The following is a 24,452-nucleotide window of genomic DNA, read 5'->3' as shown; positions in this document are numbered from 1 at the left end:
GCAGGTTACTTGGCAGCGCCCTGCTTGTCCTGCTTGGCTGGATCCTTGATGCCCAGCAGTTCCAGCTCGAACACCAGCACCGAATTGGCCGGGATCGCCGGGCTTGGGCTTTGTGCGCCGTAGGCCTGGTCGCTAGGGATATACAGTTTGTATTTCTCGCCCACGTGCATCAACTGCAGGCCTTCGACCCAACCCGGGATCACGCCGCTGACCGGCAGGTCGATCGGGCTGCCACGCTCTACCGAGCTGTCGAACACGGTGCCATTGGTCAGGGTACCGGTGTAATGCACGGTCACCACGTCAGTCGGCTTGGGTTGAGGACCATCAGCCTTCTTCAGCACCTCGTACTGCAGGCCGGAAGCAGTGGTGGTCACGCCTGCCTTCTTGCCGTTCTCTTCGAGGAATTTCTTGCCGGCAGCCGCCGATTCTTCACTCATCTTGGCCATGCGCTCTTCAGCACGCTTTTGCAATGCGGCAAAGGCCTCGATGAGATCTTCATCCTTCAGCTTCTGTTCTTTCTTGCCGACGGCATCTTCGATACCCAGGGCGACGGCCTTGGAATCCAGGTCATCCATGCCTTCCTGGGCCAGGCTCTTGCCCATGTTCAGGCCGATGCCATAGGAAGCTTTCTGCGCCGGGGTTTTCAGCTCTACGCTGGTCTGCGAGTCACAACCGGCAAGTACCAGGCTAACCAGGGCCACCGCCGCCGCCAACCGATGCTGTTTCATGCTATTTCCTTGTTCATGCGCCTAAAGGGCAATCGAATAAAGCCGCGAGCTTATCAGGCCGCCACGACCAATGGCTACCGGCATAGGAGCGGTAAACCATTGATAAGTTCACGCCTGCAAACGCATTTTGTGGTCTGGGATATGCCCCGTTCAGGTAGATCGCGAGGCATGTGAAAGAGCGCGAATAACCATAGCTCAAGTAATGGCTACTTGCCCCGTCAGATGCGCTCAGGCATAAGGAAACCAAATTCGACAAGGAAGTACATCTTGCGCCTCATCTACCGTGTATTGCTGTTGATTGCCGTATTGATCGGCCTCGCCCTGGCCGTGGTGGCCTACTACATCGCCAATCCGAAACTCCCCGACTATGCGCCTGCCGAACAGGTGCATTACCTGGACCAGTGGGATGCCCAGGACCGTCAAACCTACTACTTCACACCCCAGGGCACCCAGGTCAAGGGCTTGCGCTATGACTGGTTCGTCGCCCTGGAACTGCCCTTCTCCGAGCAATCCTTCGCCGCCCCCGAGTACCTCGCGCGCTTCGGCTTTCTGGTGGAGCCCGGGCAGAAGGCCACGACGCAGAACCCCGGCAACCTGCCGGTAGGGTTCGCCCGCCACCAGAACCCGGGCAATGCCGAGCAGTACCTGGACATTACCTGCGCCGCTTGCCACACCGGCGAACTGCGCTTCAATCACCAGGCGCTGCGGATCGACGGCGGCTCGGCGCAGCATGTCCTGCCATCGAGCGTGCCCACCCTACGCGGCGGCAGCTTTGGCCAGGCCCTGGTGGCCGGCCTGGCCATGACCTATTACAACCCGTGGAAATTCGAGCGCTTTGCCCGCAAGGTGCTGGGGCCGGACTACGACCAGCAGCACGAGCAATTGCGCCGGGACTTCAAGGCATCGCTGGATACCTTCCTGAAGGTGGCCTGGAACGACACCCATCGCGGTCTCTACCCCACCGAGGAGGGACCAGGACGCACCGATGCCTTTGGCCGTATCGCCAATGCCAGCTTCGGCGACGCGATCTCCCCGACCAACTACCGGATCGCCAACGCTCCGGTGGACTATCCACAGCTCTGGGATATCTGGACCTTCGACTGGGTGCAATGGAACGGTTCGGCGCAGCAACCCATGGCCCGTAACATCGGCGAAGCCCTGGGCGTGGGGGCGACCCTGAATCTGTTCGACGCTGCCGGCCAGCCACTGACAGGGGATGCTCGCTATCCGTCGAGCGTGCGCGTGCGCGATCTCAACCTTATCGAGGAGACCCTGCAGCGCCTCAAGCCACCCACCTGGCCGCAAAACCTGCTGGGCGAGATCGACAAGCCGCTGGCTGCCAAGGGCCGCACCTTGTTCGCCAACCATTGCGCCGGCTGCCATGTGCCCGCAGTCAGCGAGAACAATGGCCGGCCGGTCCAGCAACTGAAGATGCTGCCGGTCTCGGTGATCGGCACCGACCCCAACTCGGCCAGCAATATTGCCGACCTGCGTTATGACCTGAGCACCTTGCAATGGGATACCGCGGAACTGGCCAAGTCCAACGTCGAACTGCACCCGACGCCCACCGAGCCCCTGGATCTGCGGCAGATGTCCGCTGCCAAGGGCCTGGCGTACATCACGGCCTTCGTCGAGGAACGCGCCTATCGCGATGCCCAGGTCACCCCCGAAGAACGCTCGCGCCTGGACGGCTACGGCCTGCCGATCGGCGTTCGCGAGTTGCGCGCCTACAAGGCCCGCCCGCTGGCCGGGGTCTGGGCGACCCCGCCCTATCTGCACAACGGTTCGGTGCCCAACCTCTATCAGCTGTTGTCTCCCCAGTCGGAACGCTCCACGACCTTCTATCGAGGCACCTTCGAGTACGACCCCAAGCACCTGGGTTATCGCCAGGAAGCGTTCAAGAACGGCTTTGAATTCGATACCCGGATCAGCGGCAACCACAACAGTGGTCACGAATTTCGCGCCGGCCAGCGGGGCAATGGCGTCATCGGCCCGCTTTTGCAGCCTGAAGAGCGCTGGGCGCTGCTGGAATACCTGAAAGTGCTGGGCGGACCGCTGGAGTCGCAACTGCCATGAAACTCGATCTTGCAAGCAAACGCCCCTCCCTGCTGGGCCGGCTCTGGCTGCGCCTGGGCGCGCTACTGGGCAAGCTGCTGTTGCTGCTGGTGGTGCTCGGTCTCTCGTGCTGGGCCCTGGCCAGTGCCTGGTTCGCCTGGCAGCACCGCGGCCCGGTAGCAGTACAAGAACAGATTCCCGCCGATGAAGCGGCGCGCACCCAGGACATCATCCAGACCGCCGTGCGTATCGTCGACCAGCATCGAGAGGGCACCCGCTACCTGCGCGACGCCCATGCCAAGGCCCATGGCTGCTTGAAAGCCGAAGTCCAGGTGCTCAAGGGCCTGGCCCCGGAGCTGCGCCAGGGGGTCTTCGCCAACCCGGGGCAAACCTGGCAGGCCACGGTGCGCCTGTCCAATGGCAATGCCTACCCGCAGTTCGACAGCATTCGCGATGCCCGTGGCATGGCGATCAAGCTGCATGAGGTCCCCGGGCAACAGTTGATGGCGTCGGAGGCTGCACGCCACGAACAGGATTTCGTGATGTTCAACCACCCGAACTTCTTCGTCAGCGATGTAGCCGAGTACCAGCAGAACATCGCGGCCCAGGCCGACGGCCAGAAAGTCGGCGCCTTCTTCCCCGGCCGGGATCCACGCAGTTGGCAGGTCCGCCACTTGTTCATCGCCCTGGCGACCCTGGCGCCGGCGCCGGCGAGCCCGACCCAGACCACCTACTTCTCGGTCTCGCCCTACAAGTTCGGCAAGGCCAACGCCAAGTTCCGGGTCATGCCGGATCCGGACAGTTGCCAGGCTTACCAACTGCCGGCACAGAACCAGGACCTGCCCAATTTCCTGCGCAGCGCCCTGGTCCAACAGCTCTCCACGGACCGGGTACCAGCCTGCTTCGTATTGCAGATCCAGCGCCAGGACCCGAGCCGCTTCATGCCGATCGAGGACACCAGCATCGAGTGGAAAGAAAAGGATGCACCCTTCGAAACCGTGGCCCGGGTGACGATTCCCGCCCAAGACTTCGATACCCCGGTGCAGAACCTGGCCTGCGACAACCAGTCGTTCAATCCCTGGTTCGGCCTTGAAGCCCACCGCCCCATCGGCGGCATCAACCGCCTGCGCAAGGCGGTGTACGAAGCCGTCAGCGATTATCGGCACAGCCGCAACGCCGAACAGTAAGCCTGAAACGAAAAAAACGGTCTCAGGACTAATGCCGATCAGTTGAGGAAATGGTAGGAGCGAGGCTTGCCCGCGATGGACTTCAAAGCGCTGCGTTTATTCAGTCAATACGCGCTACCGCTAACGATCATCGCGAGCAGGCTACGCTCCTGCAGAGATCAGCTCGCTTAACTGACTGGCATTAGCTTCATGGCCGCTTTTCTTGACTCATGCAGAACCTGGACAAAACCCAGACAGCAAAAAGCCCGCATTGAGCGGGCTTTCTGTGGTGACCTGGCGTTCAGTGGTCCAGGTTACCTAATATGGCGCAGCGGACGGGACTCGAACCCGCGACCCCCGGCGTGACAGGCCGGTATTCTAACCGACTGAACTACCGCTGCGCGTAGCGTTGAAAGTAAGTGGTGGGTGATGACGGGATCGAACCGCCGACATTCTGCTTGTAAGGCAGACGCTCTCCCAGCTGAGCTAATCACCCTTTACCTTCGTTGCGGGGCGCATTATGCCACAGAAATTCTTAAAGTGTTGATTTAATTGATAATTTTATCAAAAAAATCTGAATCCCCATGGTTGCCGCACTACCCGCACAACCCTTTACAGCAAAAAGCCCGCGTTAGCGGGCTTTCCGTGGCGACCTGGCGTTCAGTGGTCCAGGTTACCTAATATGGCGCAGCGGACGGGACTCGAACCCGCGACCCCCGGCGTGACAGGCCGGTATTCTAACCGACTGAACTACCGCTGCGCATAACACAATCAAACGAATGGTGGGTGATGACGGGATCGAACCGCCGACATTCTGCTTGTAAGGCAGACGCTCTCCCAGCTGAGCTAATCACCCTTCTCGTTCGGTGTGGCGCGCATTCTACGGAGCGTCCCCTACTCTGGCAAGCACTTTTTATAATAATTTTCTCAGCCCTTCCAAAGGCTTAGCGAAGGGTTGGCCTGAGCAGCAGCGAAGAGAATAATGCCCTCCTTTGTATAAAGGAGAGATTCACCCCATGTGGTTCAAAAACCTGCTGATCTATCGCCTGACCCAAGATCTGCCTTTTGATGCCGAGGCGCTGGAAACTGCACTGGCGACCAAACTGGCGCGTCCCTGTGCAAGCCAGGAGTTGACCACTTACGGTTTCGTCGCCCCTTTCGGCAAAGGCGAGGACGCTCCCCTGGTACACGTCAGCCAGGACTTCATGCTGGTAGCGGCGCGCAAGGAAGAACGCATCCTTCCGGGTAGCGTGGTGCGCGACGCGGTCAAGGAAAAGGTCGAAGAGATCGAAGCCGAGCAGATGCGCAAGGTCTACAAGAAGGAACGCGACCAGATCAAGGATGAAATCATCCAGGCGTTCCTGCCCCGCGCCTTTATCCGTCGCTCCTCGACCTTCGCCGCCATCGCCCCGAAACAGGGCCTGATCCTGGTGAACTCGGCCAGCCCCAAGCGTGCCGAAGACCTGCTCTCCACCCTGCGTGAAGTGCTCGGTACCCTGCCGGTGCGCCCGGTGACCGTGAAGACCGCCCCGACCGCGATCATGACCGACTGGGTCAAGACCCAGCAGGCCGCCGATGACTTCTTCGTCCTCGACGAATGTGAGCTGCGCGACACCCATGAAGACGGCGGTATCGTGCGTTGCAAGCGCCAGGACCTGACCAGCGAGGAAATCCAGTTGCACCTGAGCACTGGCAAGGTGGTCACCCAACTGTCCCTGGCCTGGCAGGACAAGCTGTCCTTCATGCTGGACGACAAGATGGTGGTCAAGCGCCTGAAGTTCGAGGACCTGCTGCAGACCCAGGCCGAGGAAGATGGCGGCGACGAGGCCCTGGGCCAGCTCGATGCCAGCTTCACCCTGATGATGCTGACCTTCGGCGACTTCCTGCCGGCGTTGTTCGAGGCCCTGGGCGGCGAAGAAATCCCGCAGGGCATCTGACACCTTGCCTGCCAGCCACTGCACCAGACGCCACCGCTTTCGGTGGCGTTTTCACATATAAGGAACAGGCCATGCGCGCACTGGCTGCACTGAGCCGCTTCGTCGGCAATACCTTCGCTTACTGGGTACTGGTCTTCGCGGTACTGGCGTTTTTCCAGCCAGCCTGGTTCATCGGCCTCAAGGGCGCCATCGTGCCTTTGCTGGGACTGGTGATGTTCGGCATGGGCCTGACCCTGAAACTCGAGGACTTTGCCGAAGTCGCCCGTCACCCCTGGCGAGTCGCCCTGGGCGTGGTGGCGCATTTCGTGATCATGCCCGGGGTGGCCTGGGCGCTCTGCCAGGGTTTCGAGCTGCCGCCGGAGATCGCCGTCGGGGTGATCCTGGTCGGCTGTTGCCCGAGCGGCACCTCATCCAACGTGATGACCTGGCTGGCCCGGGGCGACCTGGCCCTGTCGGTGGCCATCGCCGCAGTGACCACCCTGCTCGCGCCACTGCTCACGCCCGCCTTGATCTGGCTGCTGGCTTCAGCCTGGCTGCCGGTGTCCTTCATGGAGTTGTTCTGGTCGATCCTGCAGGTGGTGCTGCTGCCAATCGTGCTCGGGGTACTGGCCCAGCGCCTGCTGGGCCAGCGGGTACGGCATGCGGTGGAGGTGCTGCCGCTGGTATCGGTGGTGAGCATCGTCATCATCGTCGCCGCGGTGGTAGCCGCAAGCCAGGCAAAGATCGCCGAGTCCGGCCTGCTGATCATGGCCGTGGTGATGCTGCACAACAGCTTCGGCTTCTTGCTGGGCTACTTCACCGCACGCGTGTTCAAGTTGCCGCTGGCCCAGCGCAAATCCCTGGCGCTGGAGGTCGGCATGCAGAACTCTGGCCTGGGAGCCGCTCTGGCCAGCGCCCACTTTTCACCGCTTGCGGCGGTACCCAGCGCCCTCTTCAGCGTATGGCACAACATTTCCGGTGCCTTGCTCTCGACCTGGTTTCGTCGCATGCAAGAACCCGACGAGCCCAAGGCACAAATTGCAGAGTGACTGAAGACCCGGCAACCCGCCCGGCGCTGGCGGGCTTGGATCTGGGAGCGGCGGTACAGGAACAAGAACGCCCGCAATCTCGCGGGCGTTCTTCCATCTATAGACGGCTTAGCGCCGCTCCCCTCGCAGCGCCCCCACCAAGACCTGCAGCTGCCCAGGCTCGGCTGCCTCCACCGCCACCGAAGGCCCTGCCACCAGGGTGACCCGCGACCAGAAACGATGGAAAAGACCCTTGTTCGGATCGCGGCTGAAAAAACTGCCCCACAGGCCTTGCAGGGCCAGCGGGATCACCGGTACTGGAGTTTCCTCGAGAATCCGCGTCAGGCCACCCTTGAATTCGTTGATCTGGCCATCGGCAGTCAACTTGCCTTCAGGGAAAATGCACACCAGTTCGCCATCGCGCAGGTACTCGGCAATCTTCTTGAAAGCCTTTTCATAGATATCCAGGTCTTCATGGCGGCCGGCAATGGGAATGGTCCCAGCGGTACGGAAGATGAAGTTCAACACCGGCAGGTTGTAGATCTTGTAGTACATCACGAAGCGAATCGGCCGACGTACCGCACCACCAATGAGCAAGGCATCAACAAAGGAAACGTGGTTGCACACCAGCAACGCGGCACCCTCATCGGGAATCTGCTCGAGATTGCGATGCTCGACACGGTACATGGAATGGCTGAGCAGCCAGATCATGAAGCGCATGCTGAACTCGGGCACCACCTTGAAGATGTACACGTTGACCGCGATGTTGAGCAGCGACACCACCAGGAACAGATGAGGAATGCTCAGCTCGACCATGCTCAGCATGACGATGGAGACAATCGCCGAGACCACCATGAACAGTGCATTGAGAATGTTGTTGGCGGCAATGACCCGCGCCCGCTCGTTCTCCGGAGTACGGGACTGGATCAACGCATACAGCGGCACTATGTAAAAGCCGCCGAAAATCCCCAGCCCCAGCACGTCGAGCAACACCCACCAGGCCTGTCCGAAGCCCAGCACTTCAAGCCAGCCATGGCCATTGACGCTCTCCGGGATACCCCCGGAGTGCCACCACAGCAGCAGGCCGAACACCGTCAGGCCCAGGGAGCCGAACGGTACCAGGCCGATCTCGACCTTGCGCCCCGAGAGCTTCTCGCACAGCATCGAGCCCACCGCGATGCCCACCGAAAACACGGTGAGAATCAGCGTCACCACCGTTTCATCGCCGTGCATCCACTCCTTGGCATAAGCCGGGATCTGGGTCAGGTAGATCGCCCCGACGAACCAGAACCACGAGTTGCCGACGATCGAGCGCGATACCGCCGGGGTTTGCCCCAGGCCCAGGCGCAAGGTGGCCCAGGACTGGCTGAAGATGTTCCAGTTCAGGCGCATTTGCGGAGCGGCCGCAGCCGCACGCGGGATGGCCCGGCTGGCCAGATACCCCAGCACCGCGACACCGATCATGGCAGCCGAAACGATCGACGCGTAATGCGCCGAGGACATCATGATCCCGGCGCCGATGGTTCCCGCCAGGATCGCCAGGAAGGTGCCCATCTCCACCAGGCCGTTGCCCCCCACCAGCTCCTCCTCACGCAAGGCCTGGGGCAGGATCGAATACTTGACCGGACCGAACAGTGCCGAGTGGGTGCCCATGGCGAACAGCGCCAGCAGCATCAGCGACAGGTGATCGAAGGCAAACCCCACGGCCCCCACCACCATGATCACGATCTCCCCCAGCTTGATCAGGCGAATCAGCGCATCCTTGGCGAACTTTTCACCGAACTGCCCGGCCAGTGCCGAAAACAGAAAGAACGGCAGGATGAACAGCAAGGCGCAGAGATTGACCCAGATCGAGCGGTCACCCTCGATGCTCAGCTTGTAGAGGATGGCCAGAATCAACGACTGCTTGAAGATGTTGTCGTTGAAGGCGCCAAGGGACTGGGTGATGAAAAACGGCAGGAATCGCCGTTTGCGAAGCAAGGTGAATTGCGAGGGGTGACTCATCTTCCGTGTTCCTGAGTGGCGAGGATACTGTTATTGGAATGCCGCACTTCGATCCAGGCCACAACCTTACCTGTGTTTGCCGATTATTTATGTAGGCCGGCAATGCACGGCGAAACAAACAGCTCTCCTTTATAGGCGCCCTGCAACGTGCGCCTGGCAACGATCAGCCACATCACGGCCAGGGCCGCCACCAGCACAGCGCCCACGACATCGAAGAACACCAGGTGCAACGTGCTGCCCAGCTTGAGCGTCGCCAGCGAGTACACCCCCAGGGGGAAGGTAAACCCCCACCAGCCAAGGTTGAAGGGGATTCCTTCGCTCAGATAGCGCCGAGTGATCAACACTGCCATGAGCATCCACCACAGGCCGAACCCCCAGAGGGTCAAGCCCGCCACCAGCCCCAGGCCGGCCGCGATTTCGCCGATGCCCGACAGGCCATTGGCGGCGAAGATCGCCGGAGCGTCCGCGCCCAGCACCAGCATGCCCAGGGCGCCCGTGCCGATCGGCCCCAGGGCCAGCCAGCTCGAGGCCGCCATGCTTTCATGGGGCAGCTTGTGCAGGGCCATGCGCAGCAACAGGATGGTCAGGATGCTGAACGCCACCGGCAGCGAAAAAGCCCATAGCACGTAGCTGGTACTCAACATCACCAGCTGCGCATGGGCATCCACCAGATGCGGAGCCAGCAAGCCACCGCTGGCCGCAGCCACCTCGGCCGCCACCACAGGCAGCAGCCAGACAGCGGTCATCTGGTCGATGCTGTGCTCCTGGCGGGTGAACATCATGTAGGGAATCAGCACCCCACATGCCAGCGACATGGCCACGTCCAGCCACCAGAGCAGTTGCGCCGGCACCAACACTGCATCGCCCCAGTGGGCATGACCGAACAACAGCAGGCCATTGATGATGGTGGCCAGTCCCATGGGAATGGTGCCGAAGAACATCGAGACCGTGGAATGTCCGAAGATCCGCCGCGCCTCGTCGAAGAACATTACCCAACGCGCGGTGTACATCGCGGTAAACAGCAGGAACAGGGCGATGGTCAGCCACCAGAACCCCTCCGCCACCAGGCGCAGCCCGGGAACCTCGGCTGGCCATTGGGCCAGCGCGAGGGCGAGGACGCCGGTGCCCATGGTGGCGGCGAACCAGTTGGGGGTGAACTGGCGAATGGCTTCACGCGGATGCTGCAGATGACTCAAGGGCCGGCGGCCAACTTTGACGCTTTGGGTACATGTCACGATGGGGTCTCCTGTCCTCTGAAGAGGTTGAGCCCATGGTAGAACCGGATCGAATATCTATATAACGGGTAATTTCTCTAACTGTTATCTGTTTTGCAGATATAGAGCAGCGAGCGCTTCTATTCCTTGCGCCGGGCCAGGCCGGAGTACCGATAAAATTGAGCGTACTCGTGATAAAGACCCCTTCCAGGAGTAACCCACGCTCATGACTCGCCACACTCTCATCACCTCCGAGCAGCAGGAAACGCAAAAAGGTAGCGCATTGCATTGTCGACTGCCTGCTCATCGGGCAACTGCTCTCCCACGACTGCATACTTCCCGTACTCGCATTGCTTGAGTAGCAGTGTCTCTGCCGGAGACACAGCCCCCAAGTGTCCATCAACTTCGATCAAAGGACGGTCGACACTTGGGTTCAGGACCCTGGCGCATCACATTGCAAGGCCGGGCGGCGTCGCATCAGGGCCATCAGTGCGCCAAGGGCCAATAGGATCAGCACCGCGCCATAACCATCAGTGGTGGCGATCAGCCCGTTACTGCGGGCGAGGCTCCCGGCCAGCAGTGCCGGCAAGCAGAACGCCAGGTAGCTCAGGACATAGAATGCCGACAGCAGCCCTGCCCGCTCATGGGGCAAGGCCAGGGGCACGACACTGCGCAACGCCCCCAGGAAACCACCACCGAAGCCGCTGCCCAGCACCAGGGTCCCGAAGAAGAACAACAGCAGACTGGCGCTGTGCACCGCGCCAAGGATCAGTAGCATCCCCAGCGCCAGCAATCCGGCCCCCAAGCGCAGGACCGATTCGGGATGACGTTCGCGCAGGCCGTAGATCATCGTCGCACCGCTGAGCGTCAGTACGGCGACCAGCGCCCCACCGATCAGGTTCGAGGTGGAGCCGGTGGCGGCTCGCACCAGGGACGGCGCCAGGGACAGGTAGAACCCGCCCACCGCCCAGACCGCCACATCCACCGGCAGCGCCAGCCACAACGCGCGTCGCGCTTGCGGCGGCACATGCAGGGTCGGTCTCAGGGACGCCCACGCCCCGGGTTGCCGGCTGACGCTTTCCGGCAGGCGCCAGAGGTACACCGCCTGCAGCACGAACAGCCCCAACAGCAGCCAGTAGCTCAGTTGCAGCGGCAGCGGCGCGAGCTCCACCAGCAGGCTGGCGCCCATGGCGCCACACGCCATGCCCAGCAGCGGCGCGACGCTGTTGATCAACGGCCCCTGCCGGCGATCAGTATCCAGCAGCGCGGCTCCCAGCGCACTGGTAGCCATGCCGGTGGCGAACCCCTGCACCATTCGCGCTGCGATCAACCATTGCACGCTGCTCTCATTGATGAAGAGCAGCATCGCCAGGCCGTTGAGCAGCAGGCCGATGAAAATCACTGGACGACGTCCCAGGTAGTCCGATAACGATCCAACCGTAAGCAACGCCGCCAGAAGGCTCATCGCATAGACACCGAATACCAGCGTCAGCATCGCCGGCGAAAAGTGCAGGCTTTGCTGATACAGGTGGTACAAGGGGGTTGGCACGCTGGAGGCGGCCAGGAAACCGAGCAGGGTCACCGCCAGGAAAACCAGGCTGCAACGGTTGGACACGCGAGTGTCGATGGCATCAGGCATAGGGCACGCTCCGCTAAAGCTAATATTTTGCTTTTGCGAAGTGTGCTACCGCCAGGGGCTTAAAGCAAATTCTTTGTGTTAAGGTTCGACCCCATGATTATCAGAGAAGGTTTACGCCCAGGCGGTCGCAGCGCCCGGGTCCAGGAATCCATCCACCGGGCAGTGCGCGAGCTTCTTGAGGAACAGGAGCGCTCGAGCCTGACCGTCCCGCAGATCGCCAGCCGCGCCGGCGTCACTCCCTCGACCATCTACCGGCGCTGGGGCGATCTGGCGACCCTGCTCGCCGATGTCGCCCTGGCCCACATGCACCCGGACAGCGAACCGGCCGACACCGGCAGCCTGCGCGGCGACCTGCGGGCCTGGGCAGAACAGTATCTGGATGAAATGAGCTCCGAGCCCGGGCGCAACATGATGCGCGACGTGCAATGCAGCGCCACCCCTGGGTACTGCGCGACCATCCTCGGCGGCCAGTTGCAGATCATTCTCGAGCGTTATCGGGCCAGCGATGCCAGCCTGCCGGAGGTGGACCGGTTGCTGAACCTGATCGTGGCGCCCACGGTGTTCCGAATCCTGTTCGCTGCCGCGCCCCTCAAGCTGCAGGAGCTCCACGAACTGATCGACATCGCCTTGCTGCCATCACCAAAGGCATGACCCGCCCCCCTGTGCCTGACGGGTGAACAAGCCCTGCGACATCAGGCCGCGCTGATACCTTGGTCGACACTGACGACAACCCGACATCGTGCCAGACTGTCTGGCCGGGCTAATGTGCCCGGTGTATCTGCTTCGGAGTTCCCATGTCGTTGTCCAGCGGGCTGATTGCAGCCGTTGCCCTAGCCTATATGGCCATCATGTTCGCCATCGCCTTCTACGGCGACCGTCGCAGCGCGCCCCTTCCGCCGCGCGTACGGGCCTGGGTGTACAGCCTCTCGTTGGCGGTGTACTGCACCAGCTGGACCTTCTTTGGTGCAGTGGGCCAGGCCACCGAACAATTGTGGGCCTTCCTGCCGATCTACCTGGGGCCGATCCTGCTGCTGGTGTTCGCGCCCTGGGTGCTGCAGAAGATGGTGATCATCAGCAAGCAGGAGAACATCACCTCCATCGCCGACTTCATCGCCGCCCGCTATGGCAAATCCCAGTCACTGGCAGTGGTGGTGGCGCTGATCTGCCTGGTGGGCGTGCTGCCCTATATCGCGCTGCAGCTCAAGGGCATCGTGCTGGGGGTCAACCTGCTGATCGGTGCCGGCGCCGACACCACGGGCACCCGCGCCCAGGACACGGCGCTGATCGTGTCGTTGATCCTGGCCCTGTTCACCATCGTCTTCGGCACCCGCAACCTGGACGCCACCGAGCACCACCGGGGCATGGTGCTGGCAATCGCCTTCGAGTCCCTGGTCAAGCTGTTCGCCTTCCTGGCGGTTGGAGTCTTCGTCACCTTCGGCCTGTATGACGGCTTCGACGACCTGTTCAGCCAGGCCATGCTGGCGCCACGCCTGGAACAGTACTGGGAAGAAACCATCAACTGGCCGTCGATGGTGGTGCAGACAGGTGTGGCGATGATGGCGATCATCTGCCTGCCACGGCAGTTCCACGTCACCGTGGTGGAGAACATCGAGCCCCAGGACCTGCGCCTGGCCAAGTGGGTATTCCCGGCCTACCTGGCCCTGGCCGCACTGTTCGTGGTGCCTATTGCCCTGGCCGGGCAGATGCTCCTGCCCAGCAGCGTGCTCCCGGACTCCTTCGTCATCAGCCTGCCGCTGGCCCAGGCCCATCCGGCCCTGGCGCTGCTGGCCTTCATCGGCGGAGCGTCGGCGGCCACCGGCATGGTGATCGTCGCCAGCGTGGCGCTCTCCACCATGGTTTCCAACGACATGCTGCTGCCCTGGTTGCTGCGGCACAAGAATGCCGAACGCCCCTTCGAGGTGTTCCGCCACTGGATGCTCTCCGTCCGACGGGTGAGCATCGTCGCCATCCTGCTGCTGGCCTATGTCAGCTACCGGCTGCTGGGCTCCACCGCCAGCCTGGCCACCATTGGCCAGATCGCCTTCGCGGCCGTGACCCAGCTGGCCCCGGCCATGCTTGGCGCTCTGTACTGGAAACAAGCCAACCGCCGGGGGGTGTTCGCGGGCCTCGCGGCCGGTACGTTCATCTGGTTCTACACCCTGGTCCTGCCGATCGCCGCCCACAGCCTGGGCTGGTCCCTGAACAGCTTCCCGGGCCTGGCCTGGCTGCACAGCAATCCGTTGAACCTGCCAATCACGCCCTTGACCCAGGGCGTGGTGCTGTCCATGGCCGGCAACTTCACCCTGTTCGCCTGGGTTTCGGTGCTGTCGCGCACGCGGGTTTCCGAGCACTGGCAGGCTGGGCGCTTCATCGGCCAGGAAATCACCGGCCGCCTGAGCTCACGCTCGATGCTGGCAGTGCAGATCGACGACCTGCTGAAGCTGGCCGCGCGTTTTGTCGGCGATGAACGCGCTCGCCAGAGCTTCATCCGCTTCGCCTATCGCCAGGGCAAGGGCTTCAACCCGAACCAGAACGCCGACGGCGAATGGATAGCCCATACCGAGCGCCTGCTGGCCGGCGTGCTCGGGGCCTCCTCGACCCGTGCGGTGGTCAAGGCCGCCATTGAGGGTCGGGAAATGCAGCTCGAGGACGTGGTGCGCATCGCCGACGAAGCCTCCGAAGTCCTGCAGTTCAACCGTGCCCTGCTACAAGGGGCGATCGAGAACATCACCCAGGGCATCAGCGTGGTGGACCAGTCCCTGAAACTGGTGGCCTGGAATCGCCGCTACCTGGAGCTGTTCAATTACCCCGAAGGATTGATCAGCGTCGGCCGACCGATTGCCGACATCATCCGTCACAATGCCGAGCGCGGCCTGTGCGGCCCCGGCGAAGCCGAGGTGCATGTGGCCCGGCGCCTGCACTGGATGCGCCAGGGTCGAGCCCACACGTCCGAGCGCTTGTTCCCCAATGGCCGGGTGATCGAGCTGATCGGCAACCCGATGCCAGGTGGCGGGTTTGTCATGAGTTTCACCGATATCACCCCGTTCCGCGAGGCCGAGCAGGCACTCACCGAGGCCAACGAGGGCCTGGAACAAAGGGTGGCGGAACGTACTCATGAATTGTCGCAACTCAACGCGGCGCTGACCGATGCCAAGGGCACCGCAGAAGCGGCCAACCAGTCCAAGACACGCTTCCTGGCCGCGGTCAGTCATGACCTGATGCAGCCCTTGAATGCCGCAAGACTCTTTTCCGCCGCCCTCTCCCACCAGGAAGACGGCTTATCGGCAGAGGCCCAGCAACTGGTGCAACACCTGGACAGCTCGCTGCGCTCCGCCGAGGACCTGATCAGCGACCTGCTGGACATTTCACGCCTGGAAAACGGCAAGATCACACCAGACCGCAAGCCTTTCATCCTCAACGAACTGTTCGACCCCCTGGCCACGGAGTTCAGGGCCCTGGCCCAGGAACAGGGCCTGCAGTTCCGGGTGCGGGGCAGCCACCTGCGCGTCGACAGCGACAGCAAGCTGCTGCGCCGGGTCCTGCAGAACTTCCTGACCAACGCCTTCCGTTATGCCAAGGGTCCGGTGTTGCTGGGCGCAAGGCGCCGCGGCGACATGCTGAGCCTGGAAGTCTGGGACCGTGGCCCGGGCATTCCGCTGGACAAGCAGCAAGTGATCTTCGAGGAATTCAAACGCCTGGACAGCCATCAGACCCGCGCCGAAAAAGGCCTGGGCCTGGGCCTGGCGATTGCCGACGGCCTGTGCCGCGTGCTCGGTCATCCGCTGCAGGTGCGCTCCTGGCCGGGCAAAGGCAGTGTTTTCAGCGTCAGCGTCCCACTGGCCCGCAGCAGCACAGCAATGCCCGGCAAGGCAGCGGAACTGAATGGACAGCCCCTCAACGGCGGGCAAGTGCTGTGCGTCGATAATGAAGACAGCATCCTGATCGGCATGAACAGCCTGCTGACCCGCTGGGGCTGCCAGGTCTGGACTGCGCGCAACCGCGAGGAGTGTGCCGCGCTGCTCGCGCAAGGCATACGGCCGCAACTGGCGCTGGTGGACTATCACCTGGACGACGGGGAAACCGGGACAGAGGTCATGGCGTGGTTGCGAACCCAACTGGGCGAGCCGGTGCCTGGTGTCGTGATCAGCGCCGATGGCCGCCCGGAAATGGTCGCCCAGGTACATGCTGCTGGCTTGGACTACCTGCCCAAGCCGGTGAAGCCCGCCGCTTTGCGTGCCCTGCTCAGCCGGCACCTGCCCCTGGGCTGACAGGCGCCGGACGGATCAGTCCGGCAGTTCCAGCTCGCGCCCATCGATATCGGTCATTGCTTGCTCCAGCAGGTCCGCCGGCAAGCTCTTGCTGGCGCGAGCCCCGAGCAGCTTGAGCTGTTCGCTGCGGCTGATCAGGTTACCGCGCCCCTCGGTCAACTTGTTACGCGCCGCCGCGTAGGCCTTGTCCAGCTGCTGCAGACGACCGCCGATTTCATCCAGGTCCTGGATGAACAGCACGAACTTGTCATAGAGCCAGCCTGCGCGCTCGGCGATCTCCCGGGCATTCTGGCTCTGGCGCTCCTGCTTCCACAGGCTGTCGATCACCCGCAAGGTGGCAAGCAAGGTAGTTGGGCTGACGATCACGATATGCCGGTCGAACGCTTCCTGGAACAGGTTGGGCTCGGCTTGCAATGCCGCGGAGAAAGCCGCTTCAACGGGCACGAACAACAGGACGAAATCCAGGCTGTGCAAACCCTCGAGGCGCTTGTAGTCCTTGCCGGCCAATCCCTTGACATGATTGCGCAGCGACAGGACGTGCTGCTTCAAGGCCGCCTGGGCAACCTGCGGATCATCGCTGCCGACATACTGCTGATAGGCAGTGAGGCTGACCTTGGAGTCCACCACCACCTGTTTGTCGCCGGGCAGCATGATCAGCACATCGGGCTGGAACCGCTCCCCGTCCGGCCCCTTGAGACTGACCTGGGTCTGGTATTCGCGGCCCTTTTCCAGGCCGGCGTGCTCCAGCACCCGCTCGAGGATCAGTTCGCCCCAGTTGCCCTGGGTTTTCTGGCCCTTGAGGGCACGAGTCAGGTTGGTGGCTTCATCACTCAGACGCAGGTTCAACTGCTGTAGGCGCTCCAGTTCCTTGGCCAGGGAAAAACGCTCGCGGGCCTCGGACTGATAGCTTTCTTCCACCCTTTTTTCGAAGGACTGAATGCGCTCCTTGAGCGGGTCCAGCAATTGCCCCAGCCGCTGCTGGCTGGTTTCGGCGAAACGCTGCTCGCGCTCATCGAAAATCTTGCCCGCCAGCTCGGCGAACTGTGCTCGCAGTTCATCCCGGGAACCCTGCAGGTCCATCAGGCGCTGTTGATGGCTTTCCTGTTGCTCGCGCAGCTCGGCAGCCAGCGAAGCGGCCTGGGCATCCAGCCGGCGCAGTTCGTTTTCCTTGGCTCCCCGCTCCAGGCTCCAGGCGTGGGCTGCATCACGGGAATTGTCGCGCTCGATCTGCAGCAGCTCGACCTCGCGGCCCAGGGCGGCCAGGTCCGCTTGCTTGAGGGCATTGGCCTGACTCAGGTCGCTGACTTCGTCGCGACTGGCATCCAGCTGCGCCAAAAGACCTTCCTGGGCCATCTGGGCCGTGGCGAGGCGCTCCTCCAGGAGGGACAACTCGACCTGGCGGGAACTTGCGCGCCGCTGCAGTTGCCAGGCCAACGCCAGCAGAGGCAGCGCCGCACCCGCCAGGCCAAGCAACATGCTGGTCAAGTCCATAGCCATAGCGACTCCTGCCATCGAGAGAAGAAATGAAGGTTAACCAAGCCACCGGGGGTTGGACAGCTCAGTCTTCGATCAGACCCAGTTCCTGTTGTGCACTGCGGTCACCGGCGCGAGCCGCCTGGCGCAGCAGGTCATGGCCGATGCGTCGGTCCCGGGCATTGCCGCATTCGCGGCACATCAACTGGCCCAGGCGGCTTTGCGCCGCGACCACACCGTCACGGGCCGGCTGCTTGAGCAGGCGCCCGGCAAAATGCTTGACGCTGGGGCTATGACCTAGATGCGGGCTGTCCAGCAACCACAGGGCGACCCGCAGAGAAAAACGCTTGGGTTCGGTAACACTGGAGGGGGTCGCGGTAACAGAAGGTGATACTGAGCGAAACTTCATAAAGCACTGTGGGGCAGATCGGAAGGCGCGCCACTCTACTCCTTTTTTCGCCCGGGTAAAGTCCAAAAGAGCCAGCACGCCCGTCCTAGAGCAAGCGCTTGGGACAATCCACAGAAGCTGTGGATAACTCAGTGGACAACCGCCCCACAACCCTCTCAAAGCCCCATGAGACGGGCCTTCCAGTCAAACTGACGATTTTTTCACCAGTTAAAAAAAGCGATGTTTTTCATTGACTTAAATTCTCGAGACAGGCTATGGGGGCACCTCGAGGGAAGGTGACAAGCAGGTGACACGCTGCGCAACAAGTGTGCACAACCGCATTGAAATTGACACCGGTAACGCACTGTTTTCGTACACGCCCCAAGCGTAGGCTCGGAGTGACGGTTTACTGACTCCTGATGAAAATTTTCCTAGCACACTTGCGTTCCAGGCTACAACTCATTAGAATCCGCCCCGTTAGTACCAAGCTGAAAGTCAATTCTGGTCGAACAAGTCCCGCCGGCAACGCCTCCAAACGAGCAGCACGCCAATACCAGGGACCGACCATCTCGCTGGTTTCCAGGTAATACCCACAGCTGCGGCACCTTTGGAATGCTTCCAAGGCTGCAAGTGAGTCACTTACTCTGACCGAACCAACCTGCAAATTGATCAGGATCTCCACCCTGGGCCCAGAACCTCTGCCCTTGCTGTGCTGCCTGCCCTCCTAAGTACCTACCTGCCAGCCTTAGCGCAACTGTAATCAAAGCGCTGCAAACTGGCTGCTTTGTTCCAGACAGGTTCTTCGTTCGACCCTGAGCGGTCGACGTCACTGGAACGTTTTAACGTTGCACGGTTCTTAACCGTGTCATTTGTAGGAACACCTAATAATTATGTCTATTCAAATCCAGACCCAGAATGCAATTAGCACCCTGACCCACGCTTTTGCGCCATTGAACTGCCTGATCATGGCCAGCCGCAAAAGTGGCTTCAGCTTCACCCTGGTTAACGAACATGGCATCGCCCGTCATAGCGAACGCCTGTATCCCGACCAGTACTCCAGCGACGAACCACTACAGGCAGTGATCGAGCGCACCCGTCAGGCCCTGGTGGCCTGATCCGGCAATCGCCGAAAAGCCCAAAACCCCGCCTTGCCGCGGGGTTTTTTATTGCCCGTGATTTAAGGGCAGGCTCGAACGATCAAAGCACCAATCGATATAAGGCTTATAACAAGGGAGCGGAAATATTTTAAAAACAATCCTTTACAGCATAGATATGACACTAGACTTCAACTCAAGCGGCTCGGCCCGCTTCCGGCAAACCTGATCCCTTCACTCGCCGCCAAGCGCTTTCAGGTTCTGCCGGCCACTTCAATCCTCGAGGGCATTATGGGTATCGCCGCCAGCGAGTTGTGCCGCTATGTGATCCGCCCAACACTGATGTACCTGGGCAGCCATAGCAAAACCGCTGAAGCCTTGCTGCTGGGTATCGCCGCCAGCCAGTCACAGCTCGGATCGGCGCTGCACGATCGCCGCGGCCATGGTCTGTACCGCATTACCGAACCACGCCACCGGGCTCTCTGGGATCACTACCTGGCGCTGGACCCGGAACGCGCTAGTCTAGTTCGCGGGTTGGCGAGCCAGCATGCGTTCCTCAGCGGACCGCATCTGGAGCTGACCGTCAACCTGCGCTACGCCACGGCAATCGCCTGGTTGCTGGTGGAAGAACAACACACCCTGCTACCCGCTGCCGACGACCTGCTCGGCATGGCCCGGATCTGGAGGAAGACCTTTCAACCACAAGGACGTTTAAGAGACTTCACCTGCGCCTGGCAGACCTGTGTTTCGCCACCCAGCCTGGTCGCCTGCTGACTACGACTTTTACAAAATCAGAGAAAAACGCTGATTTTGGTCGGATTGTCCTACAAAACCGCTCTAAATCAACTATTGCAGCCTATAGCGTCGAGGCAGAAATGTTGGTAGTTTTCGCCTCGGTGATCATCAGGAGTTCTAATAATGAAAAAAGTAATGCTCAAATCCACCATAGGCTTGGCCATTGCGGTGGCATCGAGCCAGATCTTCGCTAGCGGCTTCGCCCTTAACGAACAAAGCATCAGCGGCATGGGTACCGGTTTTGCCGGCCGTTCTTCCTCCGCTGACGACGCCAGCACTGTATTTGGCAACCCTGCCGGTATGTCTCGGCTGAAGAAGCAGCAAGTCACTGTAGGTGTGGCGGCCATCGATGCCTCCACAGACCTCAAGGACACCAGCGGCACTCAGAAAGGCACCAACAAAGGCGACATGGTTCCCTTCACTGCTGTTCCGATGGGCTTCTACGTCAACCCTATTGATGAGCACTGGGCGTTCGGTCTAGGGGTCTACGCGCCATTCGGCCTCGTGACCAACTATGAAAGCGACTTCCAGGGCCGCAACTTCGGCAGCAAGAGCGACGTCAAGGTAATTACCGTTCAGCCGACCGTCAGTTATGCCTTCAACGATAAGGTATCGATCGGTTTCGGTCCTACCATCAACCGTATTTCCGGCGTGCTGGAATCGGCCCTGACCACTCCTGTCTCCCCCTATGACGGCAACGTCAAGATCAAGGGCGATGACGTGGGCTACGGTTTCAACATCGGCGTCCTGGTCCAGGCAACCGATACCACCCGCGTGGGCCTGACCTACCACTCGAAAGTGAACTACAAGCTGGAAGGTCACACCGAGGTCACTGCCGCTCCTAGCAGCCCTGCCCCATTCCTGAAAAGCAATCGCTACGATGCTTCTCTGAAAATCGAAACCCCAGAGTCCTACGACCTGTCGGTCACCCAGGATCTGAACGAGGCCTGGAAGCTCTATGCCGGTACTACCTGGACTCGCTGGAGCCGCCTGAAAGACATCACCGTCAACAACGATGGCGTTACAGCTGCAGCAGGTGGTGCACTTTCGCCGATGCTGGGCCTGGGCACCATCAAGGAAGATCAGAACTGGCACGACACCTGGGCTTACGCCATCGGTACCTCTTACCAGCTGAACAAAGAGTGGGTCCTGCGTACCGGCCTGACCTTCGACCAGTCGCCGACCAATAACAAAGACCGCTCGCCGCGTATTCCTACTGGTGACCGGACCATCTTCAGCATTGGTGCAGGCTGGACTCCAATCGAAGAGCTGACCATTGACGTCGCTTACTCCTACCTCAAGGAAGAGAAAGTCAACGTCAACCGCAGCAACGCACTTGGCCAAACCTACAACGCCAAGTACGAGAACAGTGCGAACGGTTTCGGCGTAGGTGCAACCTACCGCTTCTAAGCCTCGAAGCCAGGCAAGAGCCCGGCCCACTGAAAAAGCCCCGGCATCTTCATGATCCGGGGCTTTCTATTTTTTTGAACCGGTAATCAAGACCCCGACGCCAGCGCTTTCTCCACCGCCTCGACAAACTCCGGATTATCCGGTTTGGTCAGGCTGGAGAAATCAGCGATCACCTTGCCCTGGCGATCCACGACATACTTGTAGAAATTCCACTTCGGCGCGCTGCTCTGTTGCGCCAGTACCTTGAACAGGTGCACCGCATCAGCTCCCCTGACCTTCTGCGGCTCGGTCATGGTGAAGGTCACACCATAATTGACGTAGCAGACCTTGGCAGTTTCGGCACCGTCCCTGGACTCTTGCTTGAAGTCATTGGATGGAACTCCCACCACCTCCAGCCCCTGGTCCTTGTAGCGCTGGTACAACGCTTCGAGCCCCTTGAACTGCGGGGCGAACCCGCAAAAGCTCGCCGTATTGACCACCACCAGCGGCTTGCCGGCGAAGCGCTGGCACAGATCGATGGACTCCTTGGCGTGCAGCTTGGGCAGCGAGCCCTCCAGCAGCGCCGGGCAATCGGCCGCCCAGGCCGAGCCTGCGAAGGTGGCGAGCAAAGCGGGAACAGCAATCCAGCGGATGACCATGTCAGGTGTCCTTGAAAAAACCTCAAGCCCCGACGTTACTCGCCCCCATGATCACCTAGCAAGCGCCCATGCCCAACTGCATCAGCGCCAGTCCGCTGTGCTGCCAGCCCCACCAGGCCAGCAGCAATGACGAGACGCCCAGGCCCAAGCCGATCCCCCAACCGATGCGCGACTTCATGCAACCCTGGCCTGCAAGCGCGCTACCGGCCGCTCACGTACCGGCCAGTTGAGCGCCGCGGCCAGCAGGCTGAGCAGAATCGCCACCTGCCAGATCAGGTCATAGCTGCCGGTCCGGTCGTAGACCACACCACCCAACCAGCCACCGAGGAACGAGCCCAGCTGATGGAACAGGAACACGATGCCGCCCAGCATCGACAAGTTCCTCACACCAAAGAGGGTCGCTACGGTGCCGTTGGTCAAGGGCACCGTGGACAGCCAGAGAAAGCCCATGGCCATGCCGAACAAATAGGCACTGGTCTGGGTCACCGGCAACCACAGGAACAGCGCGATCACCACCGCCCGCAGCAAGTACAGGCCGGTGAGCAGGCGCGGCTTGGACATGCGCCCACCCAGCCAGCCCGCGGTGTACGTCCCGAAGATGTTGAACAGGCCAATCAGTGCCAGCACCGTAGTGCCGACGGTAGCCGGCAGGTGCTGGTCCACCAGGTAGGCCGGCAAGTGCACGCCGATGAACACCACCTGGAAACCGCAGACGAAAAATCCGAACGCCAGCAACCAGAACCCCGAATGGGAACAGGCCTCGCGTAGCGCCTCCACCAGGCTCTGCTCGTGGCCGTGCACGGGCAGTGGCTGATCCTTGAGCATGCTCACCAGCGGCACGATCAGGGCCACCAGCAAGCCCAGCACCAGCAGCGCCGTCGACCAGCCCAGCCAACCGATCAGGCCCAGGGTGCCCGGCAACATGGCGAACTGGCCAAAGGAACCTGCGGCACTGGCGAGCCCCATGCCCATGCTGCGTTTCTCTGGCGGCAACGCCCGACCGACCACGCCGAGGATCACCGAGAAGGAGGTGCCGGACAGGCCGATACCGATCAATAGCCCGGCACTCAGGGACAACGACAGAGGCGAATCCGCCATCCCCATGAAGACCAGCCCCACGGCGTACAGCACGCCACCGACCAGGACCACCTTCGCTGCACCAAAGCGATCGGCCAGGGCCCCGGTGAACGGCTGGGCCAGGCCCCAGACCAGGTTCTGCAAGGCGATGGCGAAGGCGAAGACCTCCCGCCCCCAGCCGAACTGCGCACTCATGGGTGGCAGGAACAGGCCGAAGCCATGCCTGATCCCCAGCGACAAGGCCAGGATCAACGCGCTGCCGAGAAGTACCCAACTGCTGGTACGCCACATCGATGACATTTTTATTCTCCGTCTACGGGTATATACCCGCTTATAGTCGAACGAACCGGCCTCAGGCCAGTTCATTCAGCAAGGCCAACAGGGTTTCACGCTTTTGCACACCCAGCCGATCGATCAGCCGCTGCTGGGCTGCTTCCCACGCCGGCAAGGCTGCGGCCAGGCGTTCATGCCCCGCCTCGGTCAATTGCACCAGGCGATTGCGCTGATCGTCGCCTTCGGTCAACTGCAGCAGCCCAGCCGCCTCCAGCACTCGCACGTTGCGCCCCAGGGTGCTGCGATCCAGGCCCATGGCTTCAGCCAGGCTGGAAATGCTCGGCTGATCGAGGCGCAACAGGTTGTTCAGCAAGGAATACTGGGCGACGTTGATTCCGAAGCCATCGAGGGCGCCGTCGTAGAACTTGCTGACGCCACGCGCGGCGCGACGCAGGTTGGTGCACAAACACTGAGAGGGAAGCATGATGCGTGTATATACCCGCGACTAATCCAAGGCAACTATTTTCAATGAAAATACCGCACTGCGGTAGCACTCAGGACAGCGCCACAGCCAGCAGCACTGTCATCTCCAGCAACTCCAGCACCGCGCCGGCCGTGTCGCCGGTGGTGCCCCCCAGGCGCCGCAGCATCAAGTGCCGCAGCCAGCAGAACACGGCGAATGCCAACAGCAGCGCCCACAGACCGCTGTATCCCCCCAGCAGCAGGCAGGCCAGGACACTCAGCCCCAGCACTTGCCGCCCCACCAGACGCGGCAGGTGGTCGGCCAGGGCCTGGCCCAGGCCACCGGCTCGCACATACGGCGTACTGAGGAACAAACCAAGCAACGCCATGCGTCCGATCAACGGCGCCAGCAACAAGGCGAACCCCTGCTGTTGCTCGATCAGAACCACCAGGGCGGCGAACTTGAGCAACAGCACCAGCACCAGGGTCACCACGGCAATCGGCCCGCTGCGTGGATCTTTCATGATGCTCAGGGTACGTTCACGATCACCGAAGCCGCCGAGCCAGGCATCGGCGCTGTCGGCCAGGCCATCCAGATGCAGTCCGCCGCTGAGCAGGACCCAGGCAGCCAGCAGCAAGGCTGCGTGCAACAGGGGCGGAACACTGCCGAGCAAAGCACTCAATGCCCACAGCAATGCGCCGAACAGCAATCCAATCAGTGGATAGAACAGCAACGAGCGCCCCAGCGCCTCGGGCTCCGGCATACCTGGCAAGCGCACCGGCAGGCTGCTGAGAAATTGCAAGGCAATCCAGAACGGCAGCAT

The 24,452-nt window shown here is 61.5% G+C and carries 20 protein-coding genes and 4 tRNA genes; 9 read left to right on the top strand and 15 right to left on the bottom strand.

The window, feature by feature from the left end; all coding sequences use genetic code 11:
* Positions 1–5: 5 nt before the first annotated feature.
* The gene (locus LGQ10_RS27890; protein ID WP_226523810.1) at positions 6–728 is read right to left on the bottom strand and encodes an FKBP-type peptidyl-prolyl cis-trans isomerase; all 723 of its coding nucleotides are present in this window, start codon (positions 726–728) and stop codon (positions 6–8) included.
* A 267-nt stretch (positions 729–995) separates the two neighbouring features.
* Between LGQ10_RS27890 and LGQ10_RS27885 the strand changes: the two genes are divergently transcribed.
* Positions 996–2,804, top strand: a complete 1,809-nt coding sequence (locus LGQ10_RS27885; RefSeq protein WP_226523809.1) for a di-heme-cytochrome C peroxidase — start codon at positions 996–998, stop codon at positions 2,802–2,804.
* Positions 2,801–3,970: a catalase family protein gene (locus tag LGQ10_RS27880; RefSeq protein WP_226523808.1), complete on the top strand. Its 1,170-nt coding sequence runs from the start codon at positions 2,801–2,803 to the stop codon at positions 3,968–3,970. The genes LGQ10_RS27885 and LGQ10_RS27880 overlap by 4 nt, the downstream gene beginning before the upstream one ends.
* Before the next feature lie 303 nt (positions 3,971–4,273).
* On the opposite strand, the gene LGQ10_RS27875 is transcribed toward LGQ10_RS27880, so the two are convergent.
* The 4 genes from LGQ10_RS27875 to LGQ10_RS27860 form a co-directional block, all read right to left on the bottom strand.
* Positions 4,274–4,350: transfer RNA gene (locus LGQ10_RS27875), tRNA-Asp, on the bottom strand.
* A gap of 19 nt (positions 4,351–4,369) precedes the next feature.
* A tRNA-Val gene (locus LGQ10_RS27870) sits at positions 4,370–4,445 on the bottom strand.
* Positions 4,446–4,632: 187 nt separating this feature from the next.
* Positions 4,633–4,709: transfer RNA gene (locus tag LGQ10_RS27865), tRNA-Asp, on the bottom strand.
* A gap of 20 nt (positions 4,710–4,729) precedes the next feature.
* A tRNA-Val gene (locus LGQ10_RS27860) sits at positions 4,730–4,805 on the bottom strand.
* Positions 4,806–4,965: 160 nt separating this feature from the next.
* Between LGQ10_RS27860 and rdgC the strand changes: the two genes are divergently transcribed.
* Both rdgC and LGQ10_RS27850 read left to right on the top strand, forming a co-directional pair.
* Positions 4,966–5,886, top strand: coding sequence for a recombination-associated protein RdgC (gene rdgC / locus LGQ10_RS27855; RefSeq protein ID WP_058438971.1), 921 nt, complete (start codon positions 4,966–4,968; stop codon positions 5,884–5,886).
* Positions 5,887–5,957: 71 nt separating this feature from the next.
* Positions 5,958–6,914 carry a bile acid:sodium symporter family protein gene (locus LGQ10_RS27850; RefSeq protein WP_226523807.1) on the top strand — a complete coding sequence of 319 codons (957 nt, stop codon included), beginning with the start codon at positions 5,958–5,960 and terminating at the stop codon, positions 6,912–6,914.
* A gap of 108 nt (positions 6,915–7,022) precedes the next feature.
* Here LGQ10_RS27850 and LGQ10_RS27845 read toward each other — a convergent pair whose 3' ends face one another.
* The 3 genes from LGQ10_RS27845 to LGQ10_RS27835 all read right to left on the bottom strand — a co-directional run bounded on the left by LGQ10_RS27845 (position 7,023) and on the right by LGQ10_RS27835 (position 11,750).
* Positions 7,023–8,897 carry an MFS transporter gene (locus LGQ10_RS27845; protein WP_226523806.1) on the bottom strand — a complete coding sequence of 625 codons (1,875 nt, stop codon included), beginning with the start codon at positions 8,895–8,897 and terminating at the stop codon, positions 7,023–7,025.
* Positions 8,898–8,980: 83 nt separating this feature from the next.
* Positions 8,981–10,132 (bottom strand): TDT family transporter, encoded by a 1,152-nt coding sequence (locus LGQ10_RS27840; RefSeq protein ID WP_058438974.1) that lies wholly within the window; start codon positions 10,130–10,132, stop codon positions 8,981–8,983.
* Positions 10,133–10,544: 412 nt separating this feature from the next.
* Positions 10,545–11,750 carry an MFS transporter gene (locus tag LGQ10_RS27835; RefSeq protein WP_226523805.1) on the bottom strand — a complete coding sequence of 402 codons (1,206 nt, stop codon included), beginning with the start codon at positions 11,748–11,750 and terminating at the stop codon, positions 10,545–10,547.
* A 93-nt stretch (positions 11,751–11,843) separates the two neighbouring features.
* Here LGQ10_RS27835 and LGQ10_RS27830 point away from each other — a divergent pair, with 93 nt between their 5' ends.
* Both LGQ10_RS27830 and LGQ10_RS27825 read left to right on the top strand, forming a co-directional pair.
* On the top strand, positions 11,844–12,401 hold the full coding sequence (locus LGQ10_RS27830; protein WP_226523804.1) for a TetR/AcrR family transcriptional regulator: 558 nt from the start codon (positions 11,844–11,846) through the stop codon (positions 12,399–12,401).
* 143 nt (positions 12,402–12,544) lie between these two features.
* The gene (locus LGQ10_RS27825; RefSeq protein ID WP_058433866.1) at positions 12,545–16,018 is read left to right on the top strand and encodes a PAS domain-containing hybrid sensor histidine kinase/response regulator; all 3,474 of its coding nucleotides are present in this window, start codon (positions 12,545–12,547) and stop codon (positions 16,016–16,018) included.
* A 15-nt stretch (positions 16,019–16,033) separates the two neighbouring features.
* Here the strand turns inward: LGQ10_RS27825 and rmuC are convergent, their stop codons facing one another.
* Both rmuC and LGQ10_RS27815 read right to left on the bottom strand, forming a co-directional pair.
* Entirely contained in the window at positions 16,034–17,371 is a 1,338-nt protein-coding gene (gene rmuC / locus LGQ10_RS27820) for a DNA recombination protein RmuC (RefSeq protein WP_226526215.1), read from the bottom strand.
* Between the two features lie 205 nt (positions 17,372–17,576).
* Positions 17,577–17,900: a sel1 repeat family protein gene (locus tag LGQ10_RS27815; protein ID WP_058433868.1), complete on the bottom strand. Its 324-nt coding sequence runs from the start codon at positions 17,898–17,900 to the stop codon at positions 17,577–17,579.
* Positions 17,901–18,769: 869 nt separating this feature from the next.
* On the opposite strand from LGQ10_RS27815, the gene LGQ10_RS27810 reads away from it, so the two are divergent.
* The 3 genes from LGQ10_RS27810 (at position 18,770) to LGQ10_RS27800 (ending at position 21,178) form a co-directional block, all read left to right on the top strand.
* The gene (locus tag LGQ10_RS27810; RefSeq protein ID WP_058433869.1) at positions 18,770–18,994 is read left to right on the top strand and encodes a hypothetical protein; all 225 of its coding nucleotides are present in this window, start codon (positions 18,770–18,772) and stop codon (positions 18,992–18,994) included.
* A gap of 270 nt (positions 18,995–19,264) precedes the next feature.
* Positions 19,265–19,747 carry a hypothetical protein gene (locus tag LGQ10_RS27805; RefSeq protein WP_226523803.1) on the top strand — a complete coding sequence of 161 codons (483 nt, stop codon included), beginning with the start codon at positions 19,265–19,267 and terminating at the stop codon, positions 19,745–19,747.
* Between the two features lie 144 nt (positions 19,748–19,891).
* Positions 19,892–21,178 carry an OmpP1/FadL family transporter gene (locus tag LGQ10_RS27800; RefSeq protein WP_058433871.1) on the top strand — a complete coding sequence of 429 codons (1,287 nt, stop codon included), beginning with the start codon at positions 19,892–19,894 and terminating at the stop codon, positions 21,176–21,178.
* Between the two features lie 86 nt (positions 21,179–21,264).
* Here the strand turns inward: LGQ10_RS27800 and LGQ10_RS27795 are convergent, their stop codons facing one another.
* The 5 genes from LGQ10_RS27795 to LGQ10_RS27780 all read right to left on the bottom strand — a co-directional run bounded on the left by LGQ10_RS27795 (position 21,265) and on the right by LGQ10_RS27780 (position 24,452).
* Positions 21,265–21,816, bottom strand: a complete 552-nt coding sequence (locus tag LGQ10_RS27795) for a glutathione peroxidase (RefSeq protein WP_058433872.1) — start codon at positions 21,814–21,816, stop codon at positions 21,265–21,267.
* A gap of 55 nt (positions 21,817–21,871) precedes the next feature.
* Complete coding sequence (locus tag LGQ10_RS31375) at positions 21,872–21,994, bottom strand: hypothetical protein (protein WP_264194084.1); 123 nt, start codon at positions 21,992–21,994, stop codon at positions 21,872–21,874.
* The gene (locus LGQ10_RS27790; protein WP_413247575.1) at positions 21,991–23,193 is read right to left on the bottom strand and encodes an MFS transporter; all 1,203 of its coding nucleotides are present in this window, start codon (positions 23,191–23,193) and stop codon (positions 21,991–21,993) included. The genes LGQ10_RS31375 and LGQ10_RS27790 overlap by 4 nt, the downstream gene beginning before the upstream one ends.
* A 52-nt stretch (positions 23,194–23,245) precedes the next feature.
* A complete protein-coding gene (locus LGQ10_RS27785; protein ID WP_058437273.1) occupies positions 23,246–23,650 on the bottom strand; it encodes a MarR family winged helix-turn-helix transcriptional regulator in 405 nt (134 codons plus the stop codon).
* 70 nt (positions 23,651–23,720) lie between these two features.
* The gene (locus LGQ10_RS27780) at positions 23,721–24,452 is read right to left on the bottom strand and encodes an adenosylcobinamide-GDP ribazoletransferase (protein WP_058437272.1); all 732 of its coding nucleotides are present in this window, start codon (positions 24,450–24,452) and stop codon (positions 23,721–23,723) included.

Origin of the sequence: Pseudomonas sp. L5B5 (assembly GCF_020520285.1) — a bacterium.
Classification (GTDB): domain Bacteria; phylum Pseudomonadota; class Gammaproteobacteria; order Pseudomonadales; family Pseudomonadaceae; genus Aquipseudomonas.
This window is presented reverse-complemented; position numbering and strand designations above follow the sequence as displayed.